This window comes from Streptomyces sp. NPDC046203 (genome assembly GCF_040646255.1).
Classification (GTDB): domain Bacteria; phylum Actinomycetota; class Actinomycetes; order Streptomycetales; family Streptomycetaceae; genus Streptomyces.
This window is the reverse complement of the sequence record NZ_JBEYZX010000027.1, coordinates 44296-67270: the sequence shown is the minus strand read 5'-3', so window position 1 is coordinate 67270 and position 22975 is coordinate 44296. Positions and strand designations below refer to the sequence as shown.

20 protein-coding genes are annotated in these 22975 nt (G+C 73.0%); 12 read left to right on the top strand and 8 right to left on the bottom strand.

What is annotated here, in order from left to right; genetic code table 11:
- Positions 1-2: 2 nt before the first annotated feature.
- Together ABZ990_RS20065 and ABZ990_RS20060 are read right to left on the bottom strand one after the other, a co-directional pair.
- The gene (locus ABZ990_RS20065; protein ID WP_361232953.1) at positions 3-521 is read right to left on the bottom strand and encodes a TetR/AcrR family transcriptional regulator; all 519 of its coding nucleotides are present in this window, start codon (positions 519-521) and stop codon (positions 3-5) included.
- Between the two features lie 508 nt (positions 522-1029).
- Positions 1030-2652 (bottom strand): MFS transporter, encoded by a 1623-nt coding sequence (locus tag ABZ990_RS20060; protein WP_361232950.1) that lies wholly within the window; start codon positions 2650-2652, stop codon positions 1030-1032.
- A gap of 306 nt (positions 2653-2958) precedes the next feature.
- Here ABZ990_RS20060 and panB point away from each other — a divergent pair, with 306 nt between their 5' ends.
- From panB to ABZ990_RS20045, 3 genes are all read left to right on the top strand, one after another.
- Positions 2959-3822 carry a 3-methyl-2-oxobutanoate hydroxymethyltransferase gene (gene panB, locus ABZ990_RS20055; protein WP_361232947.1) on the top strand — a complete coding sequence of 288 codons (864 nt, stop codon included), beginning with the start codon at positions 2959-2961 and terminating at the stop codon, positions 3820-3822.
- 340 nt (positions 3823-4162) lie between these two features.
- Entirely contained in the window at positions 4163-5197 is a 1035-nt protein-coding gene (locus ABZ990_RS20050) for an ATP-binding cassette domain-containing protein (RefSeq protein ID WP_361232944.1), read from the top strand.
- On the top strand, positions 5194-6081 hold the full coding sequence (locus ABZ990_RS20045; protein WP_361232942.1) for an ABC transporter permease: 888 nt from the start codon (positions 5194-5196) through the stop codon (positions 6079-6081). The genes ABZ990_RS20050 and ABZ990_RS20045 overlap by 4 nt, the downstream gene beginning before the upstream one ends.
- Before the next feature lie 152 nt (positions 6082-6233).
- Here the strand turns inward: ABZ990_RS20045 and ABZ990_RS20040 are convergent, their stop codons facing one another.
- Positions 6234-9626 (bottom strand): BTAD domain-containing putative transcriptional regulator, encoded by a 3393-nt coding sequence (locus tag ABZ990_RS20040; RefSeq protein ID WP_361232939.1) that lies wholly within the window; start codon positions 9624-9626, stop codon positions 6234-6236.
- 298 nt (positions 9627-9924) lie between these two features.
- Between ABZ990_RS20040 and ABZ990_RS20035 the strand changes: the two genes are divergently transcribed.
- Positions 9925-10719: a site-2 protease family protein gene (locus tag ABZ990_RS20035; protein ID WP_361232936.1), complete on the top strand. Its 795-nt coding sequence runs from the start codon at positions 9925-9927 to the stop codon at positions 10717-10719.
- A 79-nt stretch (positions 10720-10798) separates the two neighbouring features.
- Here the strand turns inward: ABZ990_RS20035 and ABZ990_RS20030 are convergent, their stop codons facing one another.
- The gene (locus ABZ990_RS20030; protein ID WP_361232933.1) at positions 10799-10975 is read right to left on the bottom strand and encodes a hypothetical protein; all 177 of its coding nucleotides are present in this window, start codon (positions 10973-10975) and stop codon (positions 10799-10801) included.
- A gap of 146 nt (positions 10976-11121) precedes the next feature.
- The gene (npdG, locus tag ABZ990_RS20025; protein WP_361232932.1) at positions 11122-11850 is read right to left on the bottom strand and encodes an NADPH-dependent F420 reductase; all 729 of its coding nucleotides are present in this window, start codon (positions 11848-11850) and stop codon (positions 11122-11124) included.
- Positions 11851-11950: 100 nt separating this feature from the next.
- Here npdG and ABZ990_RS20020 point away from each other — a divergent pair, with 100 nt between their 5' ends.
- Positions 11951-12559 (top strand): hypothetical protein, encoded by a 609-nt coding sequence (locus tag ABZ990_RS20020; protein WP_361232929.1) that lies wholly within the window; start codon positions 11951-11953, stop codon positions 12557-12559.
- 121 nt (positions 12560-12680) lie between these two features.
- Positions 12681-13985 carry an MFS transporter gene (locus tag ABZ990_RS20015; protein WP_361232926.1) on the top strand — a complete coding sequence of 435 codons (1305 nt, stop codon included), beginning with the start codon at positions 12681-12683 and terminating at the stop codon, positions 13983-13985.
- Between the two features lie 150 nt (positions 13986-14135).
- Here the strand turns inward: ABZ990_RS20015 and ABZ990_RS20010 are convergent, their stop codons facing one another.
- Positions 14136-14384 carry a hypothetical protein gene (locus ABZ990_RS20010; protein WP_361232924.1) on the bottom strand — a complete coding sequence of 83 codons (249 nt, stop codon included), beginning with the start codon at positions 14382-14384 and terminating at the stop codon, positions 14136-14138.
- 59 nt (positions 14385-14443) lie between these two features.
- On the opposite strand from ABZ990_RS20010, the gene map reads away from it, so the two are divergent.
- Both map and ABZ990_RS20000 read left to right on the top strand, forming a co-directional pair.
- A complete protein-coding gene (gene map / locus ABZ990_RS20005; RefSeq protein WP_361232921.1) occupies positions 14444-15301 on the top strand; it encodes a type I methionyl aminopeptidase in 858 nt (285 codons plus the stop codon).
- Between the two features lie 116 nt (positions 15302-15417).
- Positions 15418-16068, top strand: coding sequence for a biliverdin-producing heme oxygenase (locus ABZ990_RS20000; RefSeq protein ID WP_361232918.1), 651 nt, complete (start codon positions 15418-15420; stop codon positions 16066-16068).
- A gap of 103 nt (positions 16069-16171) precedes the next feature.
- Here ABZ990_RS20000 and ABZ990_RS19995 read toward each other — a convergent pair whose 3' ends face one another.
- Positions 16172-16828: a PhzF family phenazine biosynthesis protein gene (locus tag ABZ990_RS19995; RefSeq protein ID WP_361233031.1), complete on the bottom strand. Its 657-nt coding sequence runs from the start codon at positions 16826-16828 to the stop codon at positions 16172-16174.
- 443 nt (positions 16829-17271) lie between these two features.
- Between ABZ990_RS19995 and efeO the strand changes: the two genes are divergently transcribed.
- From efeO to ABZ990_RS19975, 4 genes are all read left to right on the top strand, one after another.
- Positions 17272-18426 carry an iron uptake system protein EfeO gene (gene efeO, locus ABZ990_RS19990; RefSeq protein WP_361232915.1) on the top strand — a complete coding sequence of 385 codons (1155 nt, stop codon included), beginning with the start codon at positions 17272-17274 and terminating at the stop codon, positions 18424-18426.
- A gap of 158 nt (positions 18427-18584) precedes the next feature.
- The gene (efeB, locus tag ABZ990_RS19985; protein WP_361232912.1) at positions 18585-19907 is read left to right on the top strand and encodes an iron uptake transporter deferrochelatase/peroxidase subunit; all 1323 of its coding nucleotides are present in this window, start codon (positions 18585-18587) and stop codon (positions 19905-19907) included.
- Between the two features lie 110 nt (positions 19908-20017).
- Positions 20018-20908, top strand: coding sequence for an iron uptake transporter permease EfeU (efeU, locus tag ABZ990_RS19980; protein WP_361232910.1), 891 nt, complete (start codon positions 20018-20020; stop codon positions 20906-20908).
- 103 nt (positions 20909-21011) lie between these two features.
- Entirely contained in the window at positions 21012-21977 is a 966-nt protein-coding gene (locus tag ABZ990_RS19975) for a hypothetical protein (RefSeq protein WP_361232907.1), read from the top strand.
- 86 nt (positions 21978-22063) lie between these two features.
- Here the strand turns inward: ABZ990_RS19975 and ABZ990_RS19970 are convergent, their stop codons facing one another.
- Positions 22064-22849, bottom strand: coding sequence for a bifunctional DNA primase/polymerase (locus ABZ990_RS19970; protein ID WP_361232904.1), 786 nt, complete (start codon positions 22847-22849; stop codon positions 22064-22066).
- Positions 22850-22975 lie beyond the last annotated feature (126 nt).

Genomic DNA, 22975 nt, shown 5'->3' with positions numbered 1-22975 from the left:
CGTCAGACCCGCGGCCGGACGCCTTCCAGGACGGTGTCGACGATTCGCTCGGCGAGTCCGGGCTCCAGGGGCGCGTCGGGCCGGATGACCGTACGGAGCAGCAGGGGGCCGGTGAAGAGGTCGTTGACGAGCTCGACGTCGAGGTCGGGGCGGATCTCGCCGGCCGCCATGCCGCGCCGGATGGCGTCGAGGGACAGCCGGCGGCGCGGCTCTATGACCGTGCGGTGGTACGCCTCCCAGAGCTTGGGATACATCCGCATCTGGGAGTACACGTTGTGCAGCAGCGCGGAGGACCGCTTGACCATGCCGCGCTGCCGCACGCTCTCCAGGAGCATGACGAGGTCGTCCCGGGCGGAGGTGCCCGGCAGGTCCGGCTCCGGCGGTTCGACGGAGCGCAGCAGATCGATGAGGAGGGCTTCCTTGCCGGGCCAGCGGCGGTAGATGGTGGCCTTGCCGACCCCGGCGGTGCGGGCGATCTTCTCGATGGACAGTTCGGCGAGCGGGACGCCGTGCTCCAGCATCCCGATCGCCGCGTCGAAGATGGCGGCCTCCGCCGCCTCGCTGCGCGGCCGTCCCCGGCGCCCGGCACACGGGGCGGACGGGGCGGATGGGACGGATGGGGTGGACGGGACAGGCGAGGCGGAGGAGGCGGAGGCGGCGGCGGACTCGCAGGCAGGGCCCGGGGCCCCCGCCCCCGTACTCCGGCCCGCGTTCCCCCGCCCGGAGGACCCCGGCCCGGAGGGCCCCGGCGCGCCGACCCCCGGCCCGCCCGGCGCCGCGCCCCGCGCCGCCACCCGCTCCGGGTCGGTGGTGCTCGCCCCTGTCGTCTCGTACGACACGTCCGTTCCGCCTCCTTCGCCCTGGCCTAGTGCCCCTCCCGGCAAGCTTCGCCCTGTCGCGCCGCCCGGCACGCACCCTCGCGGCGTTGGCCAAAAGCCCTGGTAGCTCCGCTACAAGGACTTCCGGCCGCCTTGCGATGGCACGCACCGTACGACGCTCCTTCACGGGCAAACATTGCCGGTCGCGGCACTAGCTCGGAACCGATTCTCCCGCTTCCGCGCGGGCGCCCGGAACGGCGGCGTCCGGCGCGGAGCCCGCCGGGGCGCGGCCGGGCAGGAAGAGGGCGACGACGATCGCGCCGAGGACGGCGACGGCGGCCGAGCCGAGGGCGGTGACGTGCATGGCGTCGAGGAAGGCGTCGTACGCGGGCGCGACCAGGTCGCGGCCGGCCGGGCCGATCTTCGCGGCGACGCCGAGCGTCGCCTCGATGGACTCGCCCGCCGTCTCGCGCAGCCCCGCCGGGAGCCCGGCGAGGTGCTCGTCGATCTCGCCCCGGTACGTGGTGGACAGGACGGAGCCGAGGACGGCCACCCCGAGCGCGCCGCCGACCTGGCGGAAGGTGTTGTTGATCGCGGAGCCGGAGCCGGCCTTCTCGCGCGGCAGCGCCTGCATCACGGTGACGGTGACCGGCGGCATGATGTGCGCCATGCCGGCGCCCTGGACGAAGAAGACGACCTCCATGATCCAGACCGGCGTGCCGGCGCCGAAGAAGGCGAAGGCGGCCAGACCGACGGCGACGGCGAGCATGCCCACCGTGCACACGGCCTTGGCGCCGAAGCGGTCGACGACGTGCCGGGCGCGCGGCGCGAAGATCATCTGGGCGACGGCGAGCGGCAGGATCAGCAGACCGGATTCGAGCGCGCTGTAGCTGCGCACGCTCTGCAGGTAGAACGCGGAGAAGAAGGTCACGCCCATGAGGGCGAAGAACACCAGCGCGATGGCGGCGACGGCGGCCGAGAACGCGGGCTTGCGGAAGTACGAGACGTCGAGCGCGGGATGGTCGGTGCGCCGCTCGTACAGGACGAAGGCGACGAGCACGGCGAGACCGCCGAGCGCCGGGAGCAGCACGGTGACATCCGTGAGACTGGCCAGCTCGCCGCCGCGGATGATGCCGTACACCAGCAGCACGAGACCGAGGACGGACAGCAGGACGCCGGGCAGGTCGATCCGGCCGGGCCTCGGGTCCCTGGAGTCGGGCACCAGCCAGGCCATCAGCACGAGGGCGACGATCACCACCGGCACGTTGACGAGGAAGATCGAGCCCCACCAGAAGTGCTCAAGCAGCAGACCGCCGGTGATGGGGCCGATGGCGATGGCGAGACCGACGCTGCCGGCCCAGATGCCGATGGCCTTGGGCTGCTCGTCGCGCTCGAAGACGTTCATGAGGACGGCGAGGGTGGCGGGCATGACGAACGCGGCGCCGATGCCCATCAGGGCGCGGAAGCCGATCAGCTCGCCCGGGGTGCCGGACTGGGCGGCGAGCGCGGAGGCGATGCCGAAGACGGCTATGCCGAACAGCAGCACCTTCTTGCGGCCGAGGCGGTCGCCGAGGAGGCCGGAGGTGAAGAGCAGGCCGGCGAAGACGAGCGTGTAGGAGTTGATGGCCCACTCCAGCTCGCTCTGGGTGGCGCCGATGCCGGTGGGCGCGGGGCTCGCGATCGTCTTGACGGCGACGTTGAGGATCGAGTTGTCGAGGACGACGATCAGCAGGCTGAGCATGAGCACACCGAGGATCGCCCAGCGGCGGCGGTGCACGGCTTCCGGGACGCGGGGCGCCCCGGGAGCGGCGGAGTCGGAAGTCGGCTGAGACATGCCGCTCACCCTAGTGCGCTTACGATACGAGACCGTCTCGTATAGGAACTTGCTGACGGAGATTTTGCCTGGTGAGCGGGGGTACGACGCACCGGGAAGCGCTCCGGTCCCACCCGCCCCGCCTCCGGCCGGCCCTGGCCGGATCGACGGGACCCGGCCGGAACACGCCCGCCCCCCGTGTGAACAGCGCCACTCCACCCGGCCCCGCCGCCCCGCTTCCCCGGCCACCCCGCGAAGTGCCACCATGGATGTGGTCCGGGGACGCCACAGGGCGCCTCGAGATGACGACAAGAGGAGCCGTTCACCATGACGCTTCAGGCTGCCCAGAAACCGCCCGCCGACAGCGGCAAGGCGCTGTACGGAGGAAAGGGCACCCGCCGTATCACCGTCCACGACATCGCCGCCGCGAAGACGCGGGGCGAGAAGTGGCCCATGCTCACCGCCTACGACGCGATGACCGCCTCCGTCTTCGACGAGGCCGGCATCCCGGTGATCCTCGTCGGCGACTCCATGGGCAACTGTCACCTCGGCTACGAGACCACCGTGCCGGTCACCATGGACGAGATGACGATGCTCTCGGCCGCCGTCGTCCGCGGCACCCGCCGCGCGCTCGTCGTCGGCGACCTCACCTTCGGCTCGTACCAGGAAGGGCCCGTCCAGGCCCTGCGCAACGCCACCCGGCTGGTCAAGGAGGCGGGCGTCGGCGCGATCAAGCTGGAGGGCGGCGAGCGCTCGCTGCCCCAGACCGAGCTGCTGGTCCAGGCCGGCATCCCGGTCATGTCCCACCTCGGCCTGACCCCGCAGTCCGTCAACACCATGGGCTACCGGGTGCAGGGCCGCGGCGACGAGGCCGCGCACCGGCTGCTGCGCGACGCCAAGGCGGCGCAGGACGCGGGCGCCTTCGCCGTCGTCCTGGAGCTGGTCCCGGCCGAGCTCGCCGCCGAGGTCACTCGCTCGCTGGACATCCCGACCATCGGCATCGGCGCGGGCGCCGGAACCGACGCGCAGGTCCTCGTCTGGACCGACATGGCCGGGCTGACCGGCGGCAAGGTGCCGCGCTTCACCAAGCAGTACGCCAACCTGCGCGAGACCCTCGGCGACGCCGCCCGGGCCTTCGCGGAGGACGTCGCCGGCGGGGCGTTCCCCGCCGAGGAGCACACCTTCCACTAGCCGTAGCCGATACGGCGCCACCCGCCCGCTTGCCCGCCGTACCGGCCGACCCGGACAGCCGGCCGGGGCGGCGGGCACCACCAGGCCACTTCCGGCACCACGACAGCCCGTCGACCGTCCCCCGTCGGCGGGCTGTCCCCGTGGGCGGGGGTACGCCACGGGTGGCTCCCGGACCGCCGGGCACCGGTCCTCCCGCCCGGCGACCGGGGGAGGTGGCCACCCGCGCCTGAAGGTGCCTGTCGGTGCTTGTCGACGGTTGTCGGTGCTTGTCGGCGGCTGTCGGTCGCGGTGTCGGCCGGCTGTCGGCGGCCTGTCGGTGGGCCCCGGTTTCCTTGGGGACATGACGCGATCACACACCAACGCCATCGAGGTACGGGGCCTCGTGAAGCACTTCGGCTCGACCAGGGCCGTCGACGGGGTCGACCTGGACGTCCGCGAGGGCACCGTCCTCGGGGTCCTCGGCCCCAACGGCGCCGGCAAGACGACCCTGGTCCGCTGCCTGTCCACGCTGCTCGTCCCGGACGCTGGCACCGCCGTCGTCGCCGGGTACGACGTGGTGCGCCAGCCCCGCCAGCTGCGCCGCACCATAGGCCTGACCGGCCAGTACGCCTCCGTCGACGAGAAGCTGTCCGGCCGGGAGAACCTCTACATGATCGGGCGGCTGCTCGATCTCTCCCGCGCCGAGTCCCGCCGCCGCGCCGACGAGATGCTGGAGCGCTTCTCGCTCACCGAGGCCGCCAAGCGGCCGGCCATGACGTACTCCGGCGGCATGCGGCGCCGGCTCGACCTGGCCGCCTCCATGATCGGCAGCCCCGCCGTCCTCTACCTGGACGAGCCCACCACCGGCCTCGACCCGCGCACCCGCAACGAGGTCTGGGCGGAGGTCAAGCGGATGGTCACCGACGGCGCGACCGTCCTGCTCACCACCCAGTACATGGAGGAGGCCGAGCAGCTGGCCTCCGAGCTCACCGTCATCGACCGCGGCCAGGTCGTCGCCCGCGGCGAGGTCGACGAGCTGAAGAAGCGGGTCGGCGGCCGCACCCTCCAGATCCGCCCGTCCGACCCGGCCGATCTGCCCGCCATGGCGGCGGCGCTCCGCGAGACGGGGCTCGACGGGACGGCCGGTGTCACCGTCGTCCCCGACGAGGGCACGCTGTTCGTGCCGATCCTGGCCGACGAGCAACTGACCGCCGTCGTGGGCCTGTTCGGCGCCCGGGGCTTCGGCATCACCGACATCGGCACCCATCTGCCCAGCCTCGACGAGGTGTTCCTCGCCATCACCGGCGCGAAGGCGTCCGGTTCCGACTCCGAGTCGGGCTCCGACTCCGGATCGGGCTCCCACTCCCCCGCGACGCACGAGGAGTTCGCCGCATGAGCGCCGGTACCCTTCCCCAGTCCCCCACGGACACCCGGTCTCCCGGGAACTCCCAGAGCCCCGCGCCCGCGGGGCGCGGCGCGTCCGCCGCGACCGGCGCCGACGACGGCCGGATCGGCCTGCGGGCCAACCTCCGCCACATCGGTGCCCTCGCCCGGCGCAACATGCTCCAGATCAAGCAGGACCCGGAGTCGATGTTCGACGCCGTCTTCATGCCGATCATCTTCGTGCTGCTCTTCGTGTACGTCTTCGGCGGCGCGATCGCCGGCAAGGGCAACAACCAGGAGTACGTGAACTACGTCGTGCCCGGTCTGATGGCCATGATGGGCATGAACATCGCGATGGGCGTCGGCACCGGCGTCAACGACGACTTCAAGAAGGGCGTCATGGACCGGTTCCGGACCATGCCGATCGCCCGCTCGTCCGTCCTCATCGCGAAGATCGTGGTCGAGATCGGCCGCATGATGATCGCCACCGCGATCCTCCTCGGCATGGGCTTCCTGCTCGGCCTGACGATCCACACCTCGGTCCTCGGCCTGCTCGGCGCCATCGGTCTGTCGATGGTGTTCGGCGCGTCCCTGATGTGGATCTTCATCCTGCTCGGTCTCACCATGAAGACGGCCCAGGCCGTCCAGGGCATGGCGATGATCGTGCTGATGCCGCTCCAGTTCGGCTCCTCGATCTTCGCCCCGACGAGCACGATGCCCGGCTGGCTGAAGTCCTTCACCGACTACAACCCGCTGTCCAACCTGGCCGACGCGTCCCGCGGCCTGATCAACGGCGGCCCGGTCGGCCACTCGGTGGGGATGACGCTGGCCTGGTCGATCGCCATCACCGCCCTCATGGCACCGCTCGCGGTCGCCAAGTTCCGCAAGAAGACCTGACCGGTCCGGCTCTGCCCGGCCCTGCCCCGGCCCTGCCCGGCCCGGAAAGCGCGGGAGCGCGCGGACCACGGGCACGGGGCAGGCACGGGACGGGCGTGGGACGGACACGGAAAACGGGGGACCAGGGACTCGGCGCGCCGGATCCTCCCGGATCACTCCTGAATCGCGTCGGCGGCGCGTTCGAGCAAGACGGCGGCGTCCTCCAGAGTGAGGGCGCCGCCTTCGGCGCGCGCGGCCTCGAACGCGGCGTCGTCGGCGAGCGCGGTCCGGATCAGCGCGGTCGCCCGCTCCCGGTTCTCCCGCTCCACCGGTGACGCCAGATGGTGGGGCGGCAGCAACTCCTCGGACGCGCCGAGGAGCATCGCGGCGGTACGGACCACCCTCTCCCCGCCGGGTCCCCGCCCACCCGGGCCGTCCACTCCACTCGGCCCAGTCGACCCGCCCGGTCCGGCGAGCCCGGCGAGCGCCCAGGCCGCGCTCAGCAGATGGGTCGCCGGCATCTCCGGGGTCACCGTCCGCGACAGGCCGTCCAGGGCACGGTCGTACGCCTGCCGGGCCCGGGCGAATCCGGAGGCGTACGCGCCGTCGAGATTGTCCAGCCAGGCCAGGCTGCCGAGGGTGAATCCCTCGAAGAGGGAGAACACCTCCGTGCTGAACTCGTCGAGCAGTTCCCCCAGATACACCCGGGCCTCGGCGGTACGGCCCGAGCGGCCGAGGAGGATCGCCAGGAAGATCCGGGCGGCCAGCGTCGGCGGATGGCTGCGCCGGCGGTCGGACTCCACCACCTCGCGCAGGATGCGTTCGGCCTCGTCCCGCCGGCCGGTCTCGGCCAGCATGTCGGCGTAGCGGGCGCGCAGCAGCCCCATCTGGGACTGGGCCCCGATCCGCCGCGCGTACTCCATCGCGGCCTCGAAGTCTTCGGCGGCGCCCGCGAATTCGAGCCTCCGCTCGCGCGCCTCGGCCCGCGAGGACAGCGCCTCGGCGATGCCCCAGGCGTCGTCGAGCCGGGCGAAGAGCGCGAGGGCCTCGTCGGCATCGGCTTCCGCGCGGACGGCCGACTCGGCGCGGTTGGCCAGCATGTTGGCCCGCATCTGGAGTGCGTTGGCCAGCTCCCAGTCGTAGCCGAGGCGCCGGCAGGTGTCGACGTTGGCGTCGATGGCCGCGCGCATCCGGTCGGAGTCGCCGGTGAGGATCGTGGCGAACACCGTGAGGGAGCCGGGCAGTCGGCAGATCTGCGGCAGGCCGGGCGGATACGCGCCGGTGATCAGGCGCAGCCGGTCGAGGCCCTCGGGGCTGACCCAGAACCCCGTGCCGTAGTCCATGTTGAGCAGGGCGATCAGCCGGACCCCGCGCCGGGCCTCGGCCAGTTGGTCCGCGCCGAGCGGTGGCGGGGCGGCGGTGCACGGCTCGCGGAGGGGGACGACGGGAGCGGCGTCCGGGCCGAACGGGTCGGGGCCGAGCGCGGCGACCGTCTCCGCCCAGTGCAGGGCGTCGGCGCGCAGGTCGCGCATGGTCCAGTACCAGACCAGCGCGTGGACGAGGACCAGCCCCTCGTGCTCGTCGCGCAGCCGTACGGCGGAGCGCAGCGCGGTGCGCAGATTGCCGTACTCGGCGACGAACCGGGCCATGGCGGCGGCCTGCCGGCCGGTGCGCAGCTCCGGGTCGGTGCGGCGGGCGAACTCGCGGTAGTGGACGAGATGGCGGCGCTCGGCGGACTCCCGTTCACCGGCCTCGTCGAGGCGTGCGGCCGCGTACTCGGCGACGGTCTCCAGGAGGCGGTAGCGCATGCCGGTGTCGTCCTCGGCGGCGACCACGAGCGACTTGTCGACGAGGGAGCCGAGGAGGTCCAGGACATGGGCCGCGTCCGGGCCCGCATTCGCGCCCCTCCCTGTATCCACGCCCCGCTCCGTCTCCGTCTCCGCCGTCGCCTCCGGGCCGGCGCACACGGCCTCGGCGGCCTCCAGGTCGCAGCCGCCGGTGAAGACCGCGAGGCGCCGCAGGACGGCGCGTTCGGGGGCGTCGAGCAGGTCCCACGACCAGTCGACGACCGCGCGCAGGGTCTGCTGGCGCGGCAGGACGGTGCGGGCGCCGGAGGTCAGCAGCCGGAACCGGTCGTCGAGCCGGTCGGCGATCTGGCGCGGGGTGAGCAACCGCAGCCGGGCGGCGGCCAGTTCGATGGCGAGCGGCAGCCCGTCGAGGCGCCGTACGATCTCGTCCGCCGCGGCCTCGTCGTCGGCCACCCGGAATCCGGGCCGTACGGCCGCCCCGCGCTCGCCGAAGAGCCGGACGGCGGTGTCCCGGGACAACGGACCGACCGGGAGCGTCGACTCCCCCGGTACGCCCAGGGGTTCGCGGCTCGTCGCCAGCACCGTGACGCCCGGGCAGCGCGCGAGGACCCGTTCCACCAGCTCCGCCGCCGTGCCCACCACGTGCTCGCAGTTGTCCAGGATCAGCAACAGGCGGCGGTCCGCGCAGTGTTCGACGATCCGGCCGGCGGAGTCCTCGGCGTGGCGCAGCTCTTCGGCGCCCGCGCCGCGCAGCACGGTCTCGCGGGCGCCGAGCGCGCCGAGCACGGCCTCGGCGACGGCCTCCGGGTCGGTGACGGGGGCGAGTTCGACGAACCAGACCCCGTCGGGCCACTGTCCGGCGGCCCGTTCGGCGGCCTCCTGGGAGAGCCGGGTCTTGCCCGCGCCGCCGGGCCCGAGGAGGGTGACGAGCCGGGTGGCACCGAGCGCGCCCCGGACGGCGGCGAGGTCGTCCTCGCGGCCGACGAAACTGGTGAGCCGGGCGCGCAGATTGCCGCCGCCCCGGGGAGCGGTCCCCGGCCCCGCCGTCGTACCGGCGGCGGCCGAGCCCTTCAGCAACTCGGCATACAGGGCACGGAGTTCGGGCGACGGGTCGGTGCCGAGCCGGTCGGCGAGGGACCGTCGTATCGTCTCGTACGCCGCAAGGGCCTCCGACGGCCGGCCCGCCGCGCCGAGCGCCCGGATCCGCAGCGCCTGGAGCGGCTCGTCGAGCGGGTGCTCCGCGCACAGCGCGTCCAGTTCCGGCAGCGCCGAGGCGCCTTCGCCGAGCGCGAGCGCGGCGGCCAGCCTGGCCCGGCGGGCGCCGAGCCTGCGGGTCTCCCAGCGCGCGGCCTCGGCCTCCCGGTCGGGCAGATCGGCGAAGGGCGGGCCGGTCCACAGCGCCAGGGCCTCGTCGAGGAGCGCGGCGGCGCGCCCGGGGCGGCCCGCGTCGAGTTCCCGTACCCCCTCGGCGGCGAGCCGGGTGAAGCGGTGGGCGTCGACGTCGTCGGGCTCGGCGGCCAGCCGGTAGCCGCCGTCCACGGACACCACCCGCTCGTGGCCGAGGGCCCGGCGCAGCCGGCCGACCAGCGCCTGGAGCGCGGCCACGGCGTCGGCGGGCGGCTCCGCGCCCCACACCTCGTCGACGAGCACGCCAACGGGCACCGGCCGCCCGGCCCGCAGCGCGAGGACCGTGAGCAGCGCGCGGACCCTCGGCCCGCCCACGGCCACGGCGGTACTGGGGGCGGCGGTTTCGGGCACGGCGGCGCCGGGAGCCTGAGCGCCATGGGCCGAGGCTGCGTAGGTCCGAGCGCCATGGGCCGGGACTCCATGGACCGGGGCACCGGACGGCGCGGGGAGGCCGGGCACGGCGGCGCCGGACGCCGCACGCCCCCGCGTACCGTCCGACGTATGGGCCCGAGTGGGGCCGAGGACCGAATAACGCACGGCCCCATTGTCCGCGAGAGGCGGCCCGGACCGCGCCCGGCCCGGAACCCTCGCCCCGACCCGGTACGTTTCCGGCACGTACGCGACCCATCGCACCCGGGAGACCCCTCATATGTCCACGACCACCTCTCGCCACCACGAGCGGCGGGTCAGCCCCGTCTTCCTGGCGATCCTCGCGGTCATGGCCGTCACCGGCTGGGCCGTGTGGACGGACTTCGCGGCCTCCCCGGCCATCGCGATCTTCCTCTTCGTCACCTCGGCGTGGATCGTCTCGCTCTGCCTCCACGAGTACGCGCACGCCCGCACCGCCCTGCACGGCGGGGACATCACGGTCGGCGCCCGCGGCTATCTGACCCTGAACCCGCTCGCGTACACGCACGCGTGGCTGAGCATCGTCATCCCGGTGCTGTTCCTGATGCTGGGCGGCATCGGTCTGCCGGGCGGCGCGGTCTTCATCGACCGGGGCCGGGTGCACGGCCGCTGGAAGCACAGCCTGATCTCGGCGGCCGGCCCGCTCACGAACGTCCTGTTCGCGCTCGTGTGCACGGCGCCGTTCTGGCTGGGCCTGCTCGACGGGGTGCCGCGGCCCTTCCAGTACGCGCTCGCGTTCCTGGCGTTCCTCCAGGTGACGGCGTCGCTCCTGAACCTGATGCCGGTGCCGGGCCTGGACGGCTACGGGGTGATCGAGCCCTGGCTGTCGTACGGGATCAAGCGGCGGATCGAGCCGTACGCGCCGTACGGCTTCTTCATCATCGTCGCGCTGCTGTTCGTCCCGGCGCTCAACGGCGCGTTCTTCGACGCGATCGACGCGCTGATGCGGGCGCTCGGCGTGCCGGAGCTGTCCCGCTACTGCGGATCGGCCCTGTACCGGTTCTGGGAGCCGGCCGCGGAGATCTGCCGTATCTGACCGGTCCGACCCGGCCCGGGGATCGCCCCGGACCGGTGATCGCCCTCGGGCCGGGGACAGCCCCGGCCCGGACCGGGGGTCAGCCCTGCTGAGCGGTGAGGCGGGCGCGCTTCACGTAGAACCACGCCATGTTCGAGGACAGCCCGGCGAGCAGCACCCACACGATGCCGATCAGGTTGCCCTGGACGAAGGAGACGACGGCCGCGGCGACCGCGAGCGCGCAGACGACCAAGGCGAAGAGAGCGAGGCGGGGCATGGGTCGGCTCCTGTCCGTCCGGATAAGGGCGATGTGCCCGTCCAGTGTCCCCCATGCCTCGCGCGCGCCGCGCGCGGCCCTCCGCTCGCCCCCGCCCCCGCTCTTCACCCCCGGCGTCCCGGCGCCCCCGCCGTCCCGGACGCCGCTCAGACGTCGGTGACGCGCAGGCCCGCGTGCGCCTTGTAGCGGCGGTTGACCGAGATCAGGTTGGCGACGAGCGACTCGACCTGGTGGGCGTTGCGCAGCCGGCCCGCGAAGATGCCCCGCATCCCGGGGATCCGGCCCGCCAGGGCCTGGACGATCTCCACGTCCGCCCGCTCCTCGCCGAGGACCATCACATCGGTGTCGATCGCGTCGATCGAGGCGTCCTGGAGCAGCACCGCCGACAGGTGGTGGAAGGCGGCCGTCACCCGGGAGCCGGGCAGCAGCGCGGCGGCCTGCTCGGCGGCCGAGCCCTCGGCGGGCTTGAGCGCGTAGGCGCCCTTCTTGTCGAAGCCGAGCGGGTTGACGCAGTCCACGACGAGCTTGCCCGTCAGTTCGCCGCGCAGCGCCTCCAGGGTCGCGGCGTGCCCGTCCCACGGCACGGCGACGATCACGATGTCGCTGCGGCGGGCGCACTCGGCGTTGTCCGCACCCTCGACGCCGAGGCCCAGCTCGGCCGCGGCGGCCTCGGCCCGGTCGGCCGCGCGGGAGCCGATGACCACCCGCTGGCCGGCCTTGGCGAGCCGGTAGGCGAGGCCGCGGCCCTGGTCGCCGGTGCCGCCGAGGACGCCGACGACGAGTTCCGAGACGTCGGGGAGGTCCCACGGGTCCTTGGGCGCGGCGGCGGGGCCGGCGGAAGTGGCAGGGGTGGCGGGGGTGGAGGAGGAAGTCATGGCTCCGACATTACTGACCGGTCGCCGGGACGGACCCGTCCGGGTGAGTCCGCCGCGAACGCCCGCGCGGCGGCACCGGCCCCGGGCAGCATGCGGGGCCATGGACGCCGTACGTGTCGCGCTGCTGCGCGAAGTGCTCGCCGGTACGCAGTGGCCGGCGGCCGCCCGCCGTTTCGCGGGCTCCCTCCGCTCCTCGGTCGTGTCGCACGGCGGCGGACTGCTGCTCGTCGGCACGGAGGAGTACGAGCCGTGGCACCTGGCCGCGCATCTCGTCGACGAATCCGTCTGGTCCGGGCGGCCGGAGCTGGCGCCCACACTCGTCCGCCACCGGGTCCGGCCCGGCGACCCGGCGCACCTGGCGGTCGGGCTCGCCCGGATCGCGTCGGCGGGGCGTGGGGCGACGCTGCTGATGGTGGCGCCGGAGCGGCCGGGCGAGGGGCTCCTGGAACGCGTCCACGACGCGCGCCGCGCGGGGGCGACGGTGCTGTCCCTGGACCACGGCGACCCGGAGGTGGGGGGCCTCGCGCACGAGACGCTGACGGTCACGGCGGACGCCGGGGTCGATCTGGACACCGTGCAGCACCTGGTGAGCGCGGCGACCGGCGAGAACTGTCTGCCGCCGACCCCCCGGAGCGGACGGCTCCGCTTCCGGGACCGGCTGTCCCGGCTCGCCGACCATCTGACGGCCCCGCCACCGGACCGCTGGTGAGCGGCCGAACCGCCGGCGAAGAGCGGCCGGGGAACCCGCCCCGGCCCCCGCCCGGCCGATTCCCTTCCCCGCCCCGGAATTCGGTTGTCGGCGCGGACCGGGCCGCCGACCATGACCTCTCGTGAAACGAATCGCCGCCCTGCTCCCCGACCTCGCGCCCTGGCGCTCCTCCGCCGACTTCCGGCGGCTGTGGGCCCAGGGCGCCGTCACCGTCTTCGCGTCGTACATGGCGCTGATCGCACTGCCGCTCCAGATCAAGGAGCTGACCGGCTCCCCCTTCGCCGTCGGTGCGATGGGCGCGGTGGAGCTGGTCCCGCTGGTGGTGTTCGGGCTGTACGGCGGGGCGCTCGCGGACGCCGTCGACCGGCGCAAGGTGATCATGGCGATGGAGGCGGGGCTCGGGCTGCTCGCCCTGGTCCTGCTGCTGAACGCGCTCCTTCCGCACCCCCTGCTGTGGCCGCTGTACGTGGTCGCCGGCGCCGTCTCCGCGCTGACCGGTCTTCAGCGGCCCGCGCTCGACTCGCTGCTCGCGCGGATCGTGCGGCACGAGCACCAGACGGCGGCGGCCGCGCTCAACTCGCTGCGCTGGCAAGTCGGTTCGATCGCGGGCCCGTCGCTCGCGGGCCTGGTGGTGGCGTACGCGGGCCATGCCGCCGCCTACGCGGTGACGGTCGCGGGCTATCTGGTGTCGCTGCTGCTGTGCCGGGGGCTCGCGCCCGCGCCGGCCGCGCACGACGCCGAGAAACCGTCGCTGCGCGGAATCGCCGAGGGCGCGCGGTACGCGTGTTCACGGCCGGTGCTGCTCGGCACGTACGCGATCGATCTGGCGGCGATGTTCTTCGCGTTCCCGAACGCGATCTTCCCGTTCCTCGCCGACGAACTGCACGCCGACTGGTCGCTCGGTCTGATGTACGCGGCGGGCTCGGTGGGCTCGCTCGTGCTCGGGGTGACGAGCGGCTGGACCTCACGGGTACGGCGGCACGGGCTCCTGGTGGTGGCCGGGGCGACCGGCTGGGGCGTGGCCATCGCGGCGGCGGGCTGGTTCGGGAACGTGTGGGTGGTGCTGCTCTGCCTGGCCGTCGCGGGCGCCGGCGACATGCTGAGCGGGCTCGGCCGGGCCACCATCTGGAACCAGACCATCCCGGAGGAGCTGCGCGGCCGGCTCGCGGGCATCGAGGTCCTCTCGTACAGCGTCGGGCCGCAGCTGGGACAGGTCCGGGCAGGCACCCTGGCCGGCTGGACGGGCACCCGGGCAGCGGTCTGGTCCGGCGGCCTCGCGTGCGTGGCGTCGGTGGGGCTGCTGTGCCTGGCGCTGCCGAAGCTGCTGGCGTACGACGCGGAGACGGACCCGGACGCGCGGGCCCGCAAGGCGCGGCAGGAGGCCCTGACCGGCGAGGTTGCCCCAGCCGCCCCGGCCGCCTCCTGAGCGGGGGCGGCGGGGCCGGGGGGCAGGCCGCGCCGGGGCCTGGGGGACGTACACCCGCCCCCGCCGCCCCGGCCCGGATCGCTCACGCCTCGGCCGCCGGCCTCAGCCCCCGGCTCTCAGCCCCAGCCCTCAGCTCTCAGTTCTCGGCTCTCAGTCGCCGGACTCGTCGTCGCCCTTGCCCTTACCCTTGCCCGCCCTGTCGTGCCAGCGGGGGTCGGTGTCCCACTCCAGGTTGCGTTCCGCCGCGTTCTCCATGGCGTGGGATGCCTCCTCACGGCTGGCGTAGGGGCCGAACCGGTTCTTGGCCGGGCACTCGGGCCCTTCCTCGACCTTCTTGTGCTCCAGGCAGTAGTACCACTCGCCCGGCTTGCCGGCCGTACGCTTCTTGAACAGGGCCATCTCCCGGCTCCTTCCTTCGTCACCATGCTGCCCCGGACACGGTAGTTAGACTCGCTGACATGTCTGGCCAGTCGCTTCTCGTACCGGGGGAGATGTCCCCCCACCGTGCCGTTCCGGGGTCCATCCGCCGCCCCGAGTACGTCGGCAAACCCGCGCCCGCCCCGTACACGGGGCCCGAGGTGCAGGACGCCGACACCATCGAGCGGATGCGGATCGCCGGCCGCCTCGCCGCGCAGGCGATGGAGGAGGCCGCCAAGATCATCGCGCCGGGGGTCACCACCGACGAGCTGGACCGGGTGGCGCACGAGTTCCTGTGCGACCACGGGGCCTACCCGTCGACGCTCGACTACCGCGGCTTCCCGAAGTCGCTGTGCAGCTCGGTCAACGAGGTCATCTGCCACGGCATCCCCGACTCCACCGTCCTGAACGACGGCGACATCGTCAATCTGGACGTGACCGCGTACATCCACGGCGTCCACGGCGACAACAACGCCACCTATCTGTGCGGCGACGTCGACGAGGAGTCGCGGCTGCTCGTCGAGCGGACCCGGGAGTCGCTGAACCGGGCCATCAAGGCCGTACGCCCCGGCCGCCAGATCAACATCATCGGGCGGGTCATCGAGTCGTACGCCAAGCGCTTCGGCTACGGCGTCGTGCGGGACTTCACCGGGCACGGCATCAGCACGGCGTTCCACTCCGGCCTGATCGTGCCGCACTACGACTCGCCGCACCACACCACGCTGATCCGGCCCGGCATGACGTTCACGATCGAGCCGATGCTGACGCTCGGCACGCACGAGTACGACATGTGGGACGACGGCTGGACCGTGGTCACCAAGGACCGCAAGCGGACCGCGCAGTTCGAGCACACGCTGGTGGTGACCGAGACCGGGGCGGAGATCCTCACGTTGCCGTGATCCGGCCGAGGGGTAGCGTTTTTACCGACAGGATGTCGGGAACCGGTTGACCGGGGTCGGCCCGAGTCGGCACGATCGCCGTGGTTCTACGACCCCTACGGTCCCGGAGGCACGTCTTGACCACGCCCTTCTCGACGCTCATCCGCACGGCCTCGCACGAGCAGCACACCGAGGCGGAGACGTCGGGCTTCATGACCGACCTCCTCGGCGGACGCCTCGGTGTCGACGCGTACGCGCGCTACACGGAGCAGCTCTGGTACGTCTACCGCGCCCTGGAGGGCGCCCCGGGGGCCCTGCGATCCGATCCGGTCGCGGGGCCCTTCATACAGCCGGAGCTCTTCCGCATCGAGGCCCTGGAACGGGACCTCGCGCATCTGCGGGGGCCCGGCTGGCGGGCCGGGGTCTCGGCCCTGCCGTCCACCCGGGCGTACGCGGAGCGGATCGCGGAGTGCGCCCGCACCTGGCCGGGCGGATACGTGGCGCACCACTACACCCGCTACCTGGGCGACCTCTCGGGCGGCCAGATCATCCGCGACCGGGCCGAGCGCACCTGGGGCTTCGCGCGGAAGGGCGACGGGGTGCGGTTCTACGTCTTCGACGCGATTCCGAACCCGGCCGCCTTCAAGCGGGACTACCGGGAGCTGCTGGACGCCGTGGCCGCCGACGAGCTGGAGAAGCGGCGGATCGTCGACGAGTGCAAGCGGGCCTTCGACTTCAACGGGGCGATGTTCCGGGAGCTGGCGGGCGAGTTCTCGCTGAGCGCCTGAGGGCCTGAGGGCCGGGCGCCTGGGCGCCTGAGCACCCGGGCCCCCACCCACTCCCGTACGTACGACATCGCCGGGTCGCCAGGCCGACAGGCAGGCCGGCCGATCAGCAGGTCAGCGTGGATTCCAGGCGGACCCGGCCGCCCAGCTCGACCATGCCGTCCGGACCCGGGGCGGTGAGCATCTGCGAGCCCCGCCCCTGGACGATGTTGAGCGCGCGGCCCAGTTCGGCGGTGAGCAGCAGCGCCGCCGCGCCCGTGGCCTCGTCCTCGTCGATACCGTCCCCGCGCCCCGGGAAGCCCCGGGCGCGGATCCGTCCGGCGGACTCGTCCTCCCAGGCCCAGGCGTAGATCCACTCCCCCGGTTCCGGGACGGCGAGCCCCTCGACCTCCTCGGCCGTCGCGTACCGCCGGAGCGTGCGCGGCGGCGCCCACTCGGCGCGGGCCTCGATCCAGGTGAACTCGCCGTCCCCGCGGACCCACACCTCTCCGGCGGGCGGGCGGACCACTTCCAGGTCGAGCAGCCAGGCCACGCCGACGAGCGGATATCCGGCGAAGGGCAGCCGGGTCCCCGGGGTGTAGATGTCGACGAACCCGCGCTCCGGGTCGTCCACGAACACGGTCTCGCTGAAGCCCAGCTCCTTGGCGAGCGCCTGCCGGGACGCCTCGTCGCGGTACGCCCGCCCCTCGCGTACGACACCGAGCCGGTTGCCGTACCGGCCGTCGCCCGAGCAGAAGACCCGTACGACGTCGATGTCGGTCATGCCGCCGGCCGGCTCCGGCCGGACCTCGCCTCTGTTCACGTTCCCCGTCGCCTCTCCGGTCACGATCACGATCACGATCACTTCACGGTCACGGCCGCCCTCGCGCGTCCCGGCGCGGGCACGGGCACGGGCACGGGCACGGGCGCGCGTCCGGTCGCCGTCGCGGCCGTCGTCATGCCCGGCATTGAACCATCCGACTCAGGGGCCGCCACCCCCGTCACCACCAAAAGGAGCGAATCACCTGAATAGGCACTTTCCACACCACTCTTGACCGTTCATTGACCGAGCCGTAAGCCAGTCGTGACAAGGGTGGGAGCCCTCCGCCCGCCTTGAGAGCTGAATCACGACCCAGGGGGGTTCTACTCAGGTAAGCCTCGGTTAAGTTAGGTCTGCCTCACTATTTCCGCAGTATCCAGCAGAGCCGTCCCCGAGTGGAGCCCCGCATGCGATCCGTCCGTCTCTCCGTCGTCACCGCCGCCGCGACCGCGGCGACCCTGGCCGCCGTCACCGGCTGCGCCCAGAAGAGCGACGCCAAGGGTGGCGAGGGCGCGATCCAGGTGATCGCGAAGGACGACTCCTGCGAGGTCGGCACGAAGGACATCCCGGCCGGTCACATCGCGCTGAACGTGGAGAACCGCGGCAGCAAGATCACCGAGGTCTACGTCCTCTACCCGGACGACCGCATCGTCGCCGAGCGCGAGAACATCGGCCCCGGCACCAAGACCACCATCACCGCCGAGATCAAGGCGGGCGACTACGAGATCGCCTGCAAGCCCGGCATGAAGGGCAACGGCATCCGCCAGAAGGTCACCGTCACCGGGGGCAAGGCCGCCGCCAAGCGCTCCCCCGAGATGGACGCCGCCGTCGCCGGCTACCGCCAGTACGTGCAGGCCCAGGCCGACGCGACGCTGCCCAAGGTGAAGGTGTTCACCGACGCGGTCCGCGCCGGTGACGTCGAGGCCGCCAAGAAGGCGTACGCCGAGTCCCGGATCGGCTGGGAGCGCACCGAGCCGGTCGCCGAGTCCTTCGGCGACATCGACCCGAAGGTCGACGTCCGCGAGGACGGCCTGGAGGACGGCCAGGACCCGGTGAAGGACTGGACCGGCTGGCACCGCCTGGAGAAGTCGCTGTGGCACGACAAGAAGATCACCGACCGTGAGAAGCAGCTCGCCGACCTCCTCGACAAGGACGTCGCCGACTGGGTGAAGCGGATCGGCACCGCCGACATCACCCCGACCTCCATGGCCAACGGCGCCAAGGAACTGCTCGACGAGGTCGCCACCGGCAAGGTCACCGGCGAGGAAGAGCGCTACTCGCACACCGACCTCGTCGACTTCAAGGGCAACGTCGAGGGCGCCCAGAAGTCCTTCGAGCTGCTGAAGCCGGTCGCGCGGAAGAACGACGCCAAGCTGGTCGCCGAGCTGGACAAGCAGTTCGCCGCCCTGAACACGCTGCTCGACAAGTACCGCGCGGACAAGACCGGCTACGACTTCGTCTCGTACGAGAAGGTCACCAAGGAGCAGCGCAAGGAGCTGTCGGACGGCGTCAACGCGCTGGCCGAGCCGCTCTCCAAGCTCGCCGCCGCGGTCGTGAAGTAGCCGCCCCCGAAACACGCCGTCCGCACACGCCGCTCCGGACACTCCGCTCCGGACACGCCGCACAGCGGCACCGCGGCACGGCGGACGGCAGTGACGGACGGCAGCGAACGACAGTGGCAGACGGCGGCGGACGGCAGTCGGGAAACGAGGGACCAGGCATGAGCGAGCAGACCTCCACGAGCGAGACCTCCGGGAAAAACGATCCGGCGGACGGGGGCGGCACCACGCCGTCCCGCCGCTCGGTCATCGGCTGGGGTGGGGCCGGGCTCGCGCTCGGCGCCGCCGCCGCGGGCGGGGCCGTCGCCCTGGCCCGGGGCCGCGAGGACGTCACCGCCCCCGTCGCCGACACCGGCTCCGCCGTCCCCTTCCACGGCACCCACCAGGCCGGTATCGCCACCGCCGTCCAGGACCGGCTGCACTTCGCCGCCTTCGACGTGAAGACGAAGGACCGCGAGGAGCTGATCCAGCTGCTCAAGGACTGGACCCGGGCCGCCGAGCGGATGACCGCGGGCCACGAGGTCGGCGAGGGCGCGTACGGCGGTCTGCCGGAGGCCCCGCCGGACGACACCGGCGAGGCGCTCGGCCTCCCGCCGTCCCGGCTGACCCTCACCATCGGCTTCGGCCCCTCCCTCTTCGACGGCCGCTTCGGGCTCGCCGGCCGCCGTCCGGCGGCCCTGACCGATCTGCCCAAGTTCCCCGGCGACAACCTGGACCCGGCCCGCAGCGGCGGCGACCTGTGCGTCCAGGCCTGCGCGGACGACCCCCAGGTCGCCGTGCACGCCATCCGCAACCTGGCCCGCATCGGCTTCGGCAAGGTCGCGGTGCGCTGGTCCCAGCTCGGCTTCGGCAAGACGTCCTCGACGACCCCCGACGCCCAGACCCCGCGCAACCTCTTCGGCTTCAAGGACGGCACCCGCAACATCGCGGGCACCGAGACCGACCGGCTCGCCCAGCACGTCTGGGTGTCCGGCAAGGACGTCCGGGACGGCGAGGGTGGCAAGGACGGCGACGGCTGGATGGCCGGCGGCTCGTACCTCGTCGCCCGCCGGATCCGGATGAACATCGAGACCTGGGACCGCTCCCCGCTGTCCGAGCAGGAGGACGTGTTCGGCCGCGACAAGAAGGAAGGCGCGGCGCCCGGCAAGGCCAAGGAGCACGACGAGCCGTTCCTCAAGGCCATGATGCCGACCGCGCACGTCCGTCTCGCGCACCCCGACTCCAACGACGGGGCGACGCTGCTGCGCCGCGGCTACTCCTTCACGGACGGCACGGACGGCCTCGGCCGGCTCGACGCGGGCCTGTTCTTCCTGGCGTACCAGCGGGACGTGCGCACCGGCTTCGTACCGGTGCAGACCCGGCTGGCCCGGCACGACGCGCTCAATCAGTACATCCAGCACGTGGGGTCGGCCGTGTTCGCGGTTCCCCCGGGTGTCCGGGACAGGAACGACTGGTGGGGGCGGGCGCTCTTCGCGCAGACCTAGGCCGTGTCCGTCGGGTCGCGCCCGGCCGTTCCTCCTGGTCGTAACCGTCGACCCGTCACTCGTAACTCCCGTATCTCTCGTCACTCTCGTCACTCGGAAAGGACACCGACGTGCTCGGCAACTATCTGATCGGCCTGCGGGAGGGCCTCGAGGCCAGCCTGGTGGTCTGCATCCTCATCGCCTACCTGGTGAAGACCGGCCGCCGCGACGCCCTCAAGCCCGTCTGGGCCGGTATCGCCGTCGCGGTCACGGTCGCGCTCGCCTTCGGCGCCGGGCTCGAGTTCGGCTCGCAGGAGCTGACCTTCGAGGCGCAGGAGCTGCTCGGCGGCTCGCTGTCGATTCTCGCCGTCGGCCTGGTGACGTGGATGGTCTTCTGGATGCGGCGCACCGCGCGGCACCTGAAGACGGAACTGCACGGCAAGCTGGACGCGGCGCTCCAGATGGGCACGGGCGCGCTCGTCGCGACCGCGTTCCTGGCCGTCGGCCGGGAGGGCCTGGAGACGGCGCTGTTCATGTGGACGTCCGTGCGGACCTCCACGGACGGTTCGTACGAGCCGCTGCTCGGCGCGATCCTCGGTCTGCTCACGGCGGTCCTGCTCGGCTGGCTGTTCTACCGGGGCGCGCTCAAGATCAACCTGGCGAAGTTCTTCACCTGGACCGGCGGCATGCTGGTCGTGGTGGCCGCGGGCGTCCTCGCGTACGGCGTGCACGACCTCCAGGAGGGCGGCTTCCTCGGCGGGCTGCAGAACAAGGCGTTCGACATCTCCGAGACGATCCCGCCGGACAGCTGGTACGGCACGCTCCTGAAGGGCGTGTTCAACTTCCAGCCGGACCCGACGGTCCTCCAGGTCACGGTGTGGGCGCTGTATCTGGTCCCGACGCTCTTCTTCTTCCTCGCCCCTATAGGGTCGGGGACGTCCAAGCGGGTGGCGAAGCAGAAGGCGACGACCGAGACCGATGAGAAGGCTGAGGCGAACCGGACGGCCGAGGCGGCCGGCTGACACGCTCACAGGACCCGTCCGCCCCGTCGAACCTGTCCGGCACACGGCAGCGGAGCGCGGGGCGGGGCGGCGGGGTCCGCGGGGTCGGCGTCCGGCGGGCACCGTGCTCGCGGCGGCCGCGGCGGCCCTGCTCACACTGACCGCGAGCGGCTGTGTGACGGTGCACGGTGAGAGCGCGCTGGTCCCGGCGGCCACGCCCGCCGAGGCAGAGCAGGCGCTCAAGGACTTCACCGCCGCCTTCAACGAGGCGAACAAGACCTACGACCCGACCCGCGACGCGGGCCGGGTCACCGGTCCGTTCGGGGAGATCAACCAGGCGGGCCTGCGCTCGCGCAGGATCACCAACCCCGGCGGCAACCCGGACCACCGGCCGCTCGAACTCACCGACGCGAAGTTCGTCATCCCGCGCGAGGCCGGCTGGCCGCGCTTCTTCCTCGCGGACACCGACTCCAACCGGGACACCGACCAGGGCCCCAACGACACCCGCTGGCTGCTCGTCTTCGTCCGCGGCGGCGCCACCGAGCCGTGGAAGGCCGCCTATCTGTCGGTCATGAACGCCTCCCGGGTGCCCGTCTTCAAGCAGGAGCAGGGGTACGCGGTGCCGGTCGCCGCCGGCTCGACCGCGCCGGTGATCGCGCCGGGCGTCCTGGGCGAGCGGTACGTGTCGTTCCTCAAGGACGGGCAGCAGGGGCCGTTCACGCCCGGCACCCACACCACCGCGTGGCGGGAGCAGCGGAAGAAGGCGGCCGCCCGGACCGGGCTCGTCACCCAGTACGTCGACCAGGCCGAGAGCCGAGGCGACTTCGCCCCGCTCGCGTTCGCCACCGAGGACGGCGGCACGCTGGTCTTCTTCGCCACGCGCTACTACGAGCGGCAGACGGCGGCGGCGGGTTACCGGCCCAAGGTCGGCGCGGACGTCAAGGCGCTGATGACCGGCGAGGTCAAGAACACCGTCACCAAGCGGTGGGTGTCCAGCCAGACGGCTCTGCTGAAGCCCGCCGGCACGGAGCGGAACGGGGTCACGGTGCTGACCCGGCTCCAGGGCGTGACGGCGGCGGAGGGCTCGTAGGCGCAGGGCGCGTAGGCGCAGGGCGCGGGGCTCGTGCGGGCGCGCGGCCGGGGCGGGCCGCGCCTATTAGGCGCCGGGTCAGCGGGTCAGCGGGTCAGCGGCCAGGCGACCTCGGGGGCCGCGCCCTGGGCCTCCTGCTCGGCCGCGTGCCGGGCGCAGGCGTCGGTGAGGGATTCCAGCAGGTTCAGCGGGTCGGGCAGCGGGTGCTCGGGACCGCGTACCCAGGTGAGCACCGGCTGGCTGTCCTCGTCGCCGGGCAGCCGGGACGGCGGGACCAGCACGTACGAGCCGCGGCAGTGCCAGCGCAGCCCCGGATGCTCGTCCATGGTCTCCGGATGGCAGTCCAACTCGCACGGCCACCACTCGTCCTCGTCCTCGGGGGTGCCCCGGGTGGCGGTGAAGAAGAGCATGCGGCCCTCGTCCGGCCGGTCGTCGGCAGCGTCGGAGACGACGACCGGACCGACCTCGACGCCCTCGGCGAGCAGCCGCTCCAGCGCTGCACGGCCGGCCCGGAGGGGGACGTCGAGCACGTCGTGGACCATGCCGGTGGCGGTGATGAAGTTCGCCTCGGGCGAGCCCTGCGCCCAGCGCTCGATCTGCGCGCGGTCGGTGGTCGACTGGGTCTGCCAGGCGAAGGAGACGGGGTGGCGGCCGGGGGTGGGGCAGCCGATCCGCTCACAGGAACAGCGGTAGCCGACGGGGTGCGCGGCCGGGGCCAGCGGCAGTCCCGCCGCCGCGGCGGCCAGGAGCATCGTCTCGCGGTCGCGCGCGCGGTTGTTCCCCGCCTCGGCGGCGTTCCGCCGGGGGCGCTTGCGCAGCCACTGCGCGAGTCTGCTCTCCGTGCCGCGGTTGCGGCCGATCCCGTCGCCCATCTATCCCCTCACACCTCAACGTCGCCATGCCCGCCCGTACGGATCCATGGTCCCACCATCCTGCGCCCCGGGTGAACGGAGCGGGGAACCGGGGCGGGGCGCGGACGGGGCGCGGACGTGCGCGGG

What these genes read in the sequence shown, in the direction of transcription:
- ABZ990_RS20060 (WP_361232950.1), bottom strand. Translation starts at nt 2,652, where the DNA reads ATGTCTCAGCCGACTTCCGACTCCGCCGCTCCCGGGGCGCCCCGCGTC.
- ABZ990_RS20050 (WP_361232944.1), top strand. Translation starts at nt 4,163, where the DNA reads ATGACGCGATCACACACCAACGCCATCGAGGTACGGGGCCTCGTGAAG.
- map (WP_361232921.1), top strand. Translation starts at nt 14,444, where the DNA reads ATGTCTGGCCAGTCGCTTCTCGTACCGGGGGAGATGTCCCCCCACCGT.
- efeB (WP_361232912.1), top strand. Translation starts at nt 18,585, where the DNA reads ATGAGCGAGCAGACCTCCACGAGCGAGACCTCCGGGAAAAACGATCCG.
- ABZ990_RS20030 (WP_361232933.1), bottom strand. Translation starts at nt 10,975, where the DNA reads ATGCCCCGCCTCGCTCTCTTCGCCTTGGTCGTCTGCGCGCTCGCGGTC.
- ABZ990_RS20020 (WP_361232929.1), top strand. Translation starts at nt 11,951, where the DNA reads ATGGACGCCGTACGTGTCGCGCTGCTGCGCGAAGTGCTCGCCGGTACG.
- ABZ990_RS20045 (WP_361232942.1), top strand. Translation starts at nt 5,194, where the DNA reads ATGAGCGCCGGTACCCTTCCCCAGTCCCCCACGGACACCCGGTCTCCC.
- ABZ990_RS19970 (WP_361232904.1), bottom strand. Translation starts at nt 22,849, where the DNA reads ATGGGCGACGGGATCGGCCGCAACCGCGGCACGGAGAGCAGACTCGCG.
- npdG (WP_361232932.1), bottom strand. Translation starts at nt 11,850, where the DNA reads ATGACTTCCTCCTCCACCCCCGCCACCCCTGCCACTTCCGCCGGCCCC.
- panB (WP_361232947.1), top strand. Translation starts at nt 2,959, where the DNA reads ATGACGCTTCAGGCTGCCCAGAAACCGCCCGCCGACAGCGGCAAGGCG.
- ABZ990_RS20035 (WP_361232936.1), top strand. Translation starts at nt 9,925, where the DNA reads ATGTCCACGACCACCTCTCGCCACCACGAGCGGCGGGTCAGCCCCGTC.
- efeO (WP_361232915.1), top strand. Translation starts at nt 17,272, where the DNA reads ATGCGATCCGTCCGTCTCTCCGTCGTCACCGCCGCCGCGACCGCGGCG.
- ABZ990_RS20010 (WP_361232924.1), bottom strand. Translation starts at nt 14,384, where the DNA reads ATGGCCCTGTTCAAGAAGCGTACGGCCGGCAAGCCGGGCGAGTGGTAC.
- ABZ990_RS20065 (WP_361232953.1), bottom strand. Translation starts at nt 521, where the DNA reads ATGCTGGAGCACGGCGTCCCGCTCGCCGAACTGTCCATCGAGAAGATC.
- ABZ990_RS19995 (WP_361233031.1), bottom strand. Translation starts at nt 16,828, where the DNA reads ATGACCGACATCGACGTCGTACGGGTCTTCTGCTCGGGCGACGGCCGG.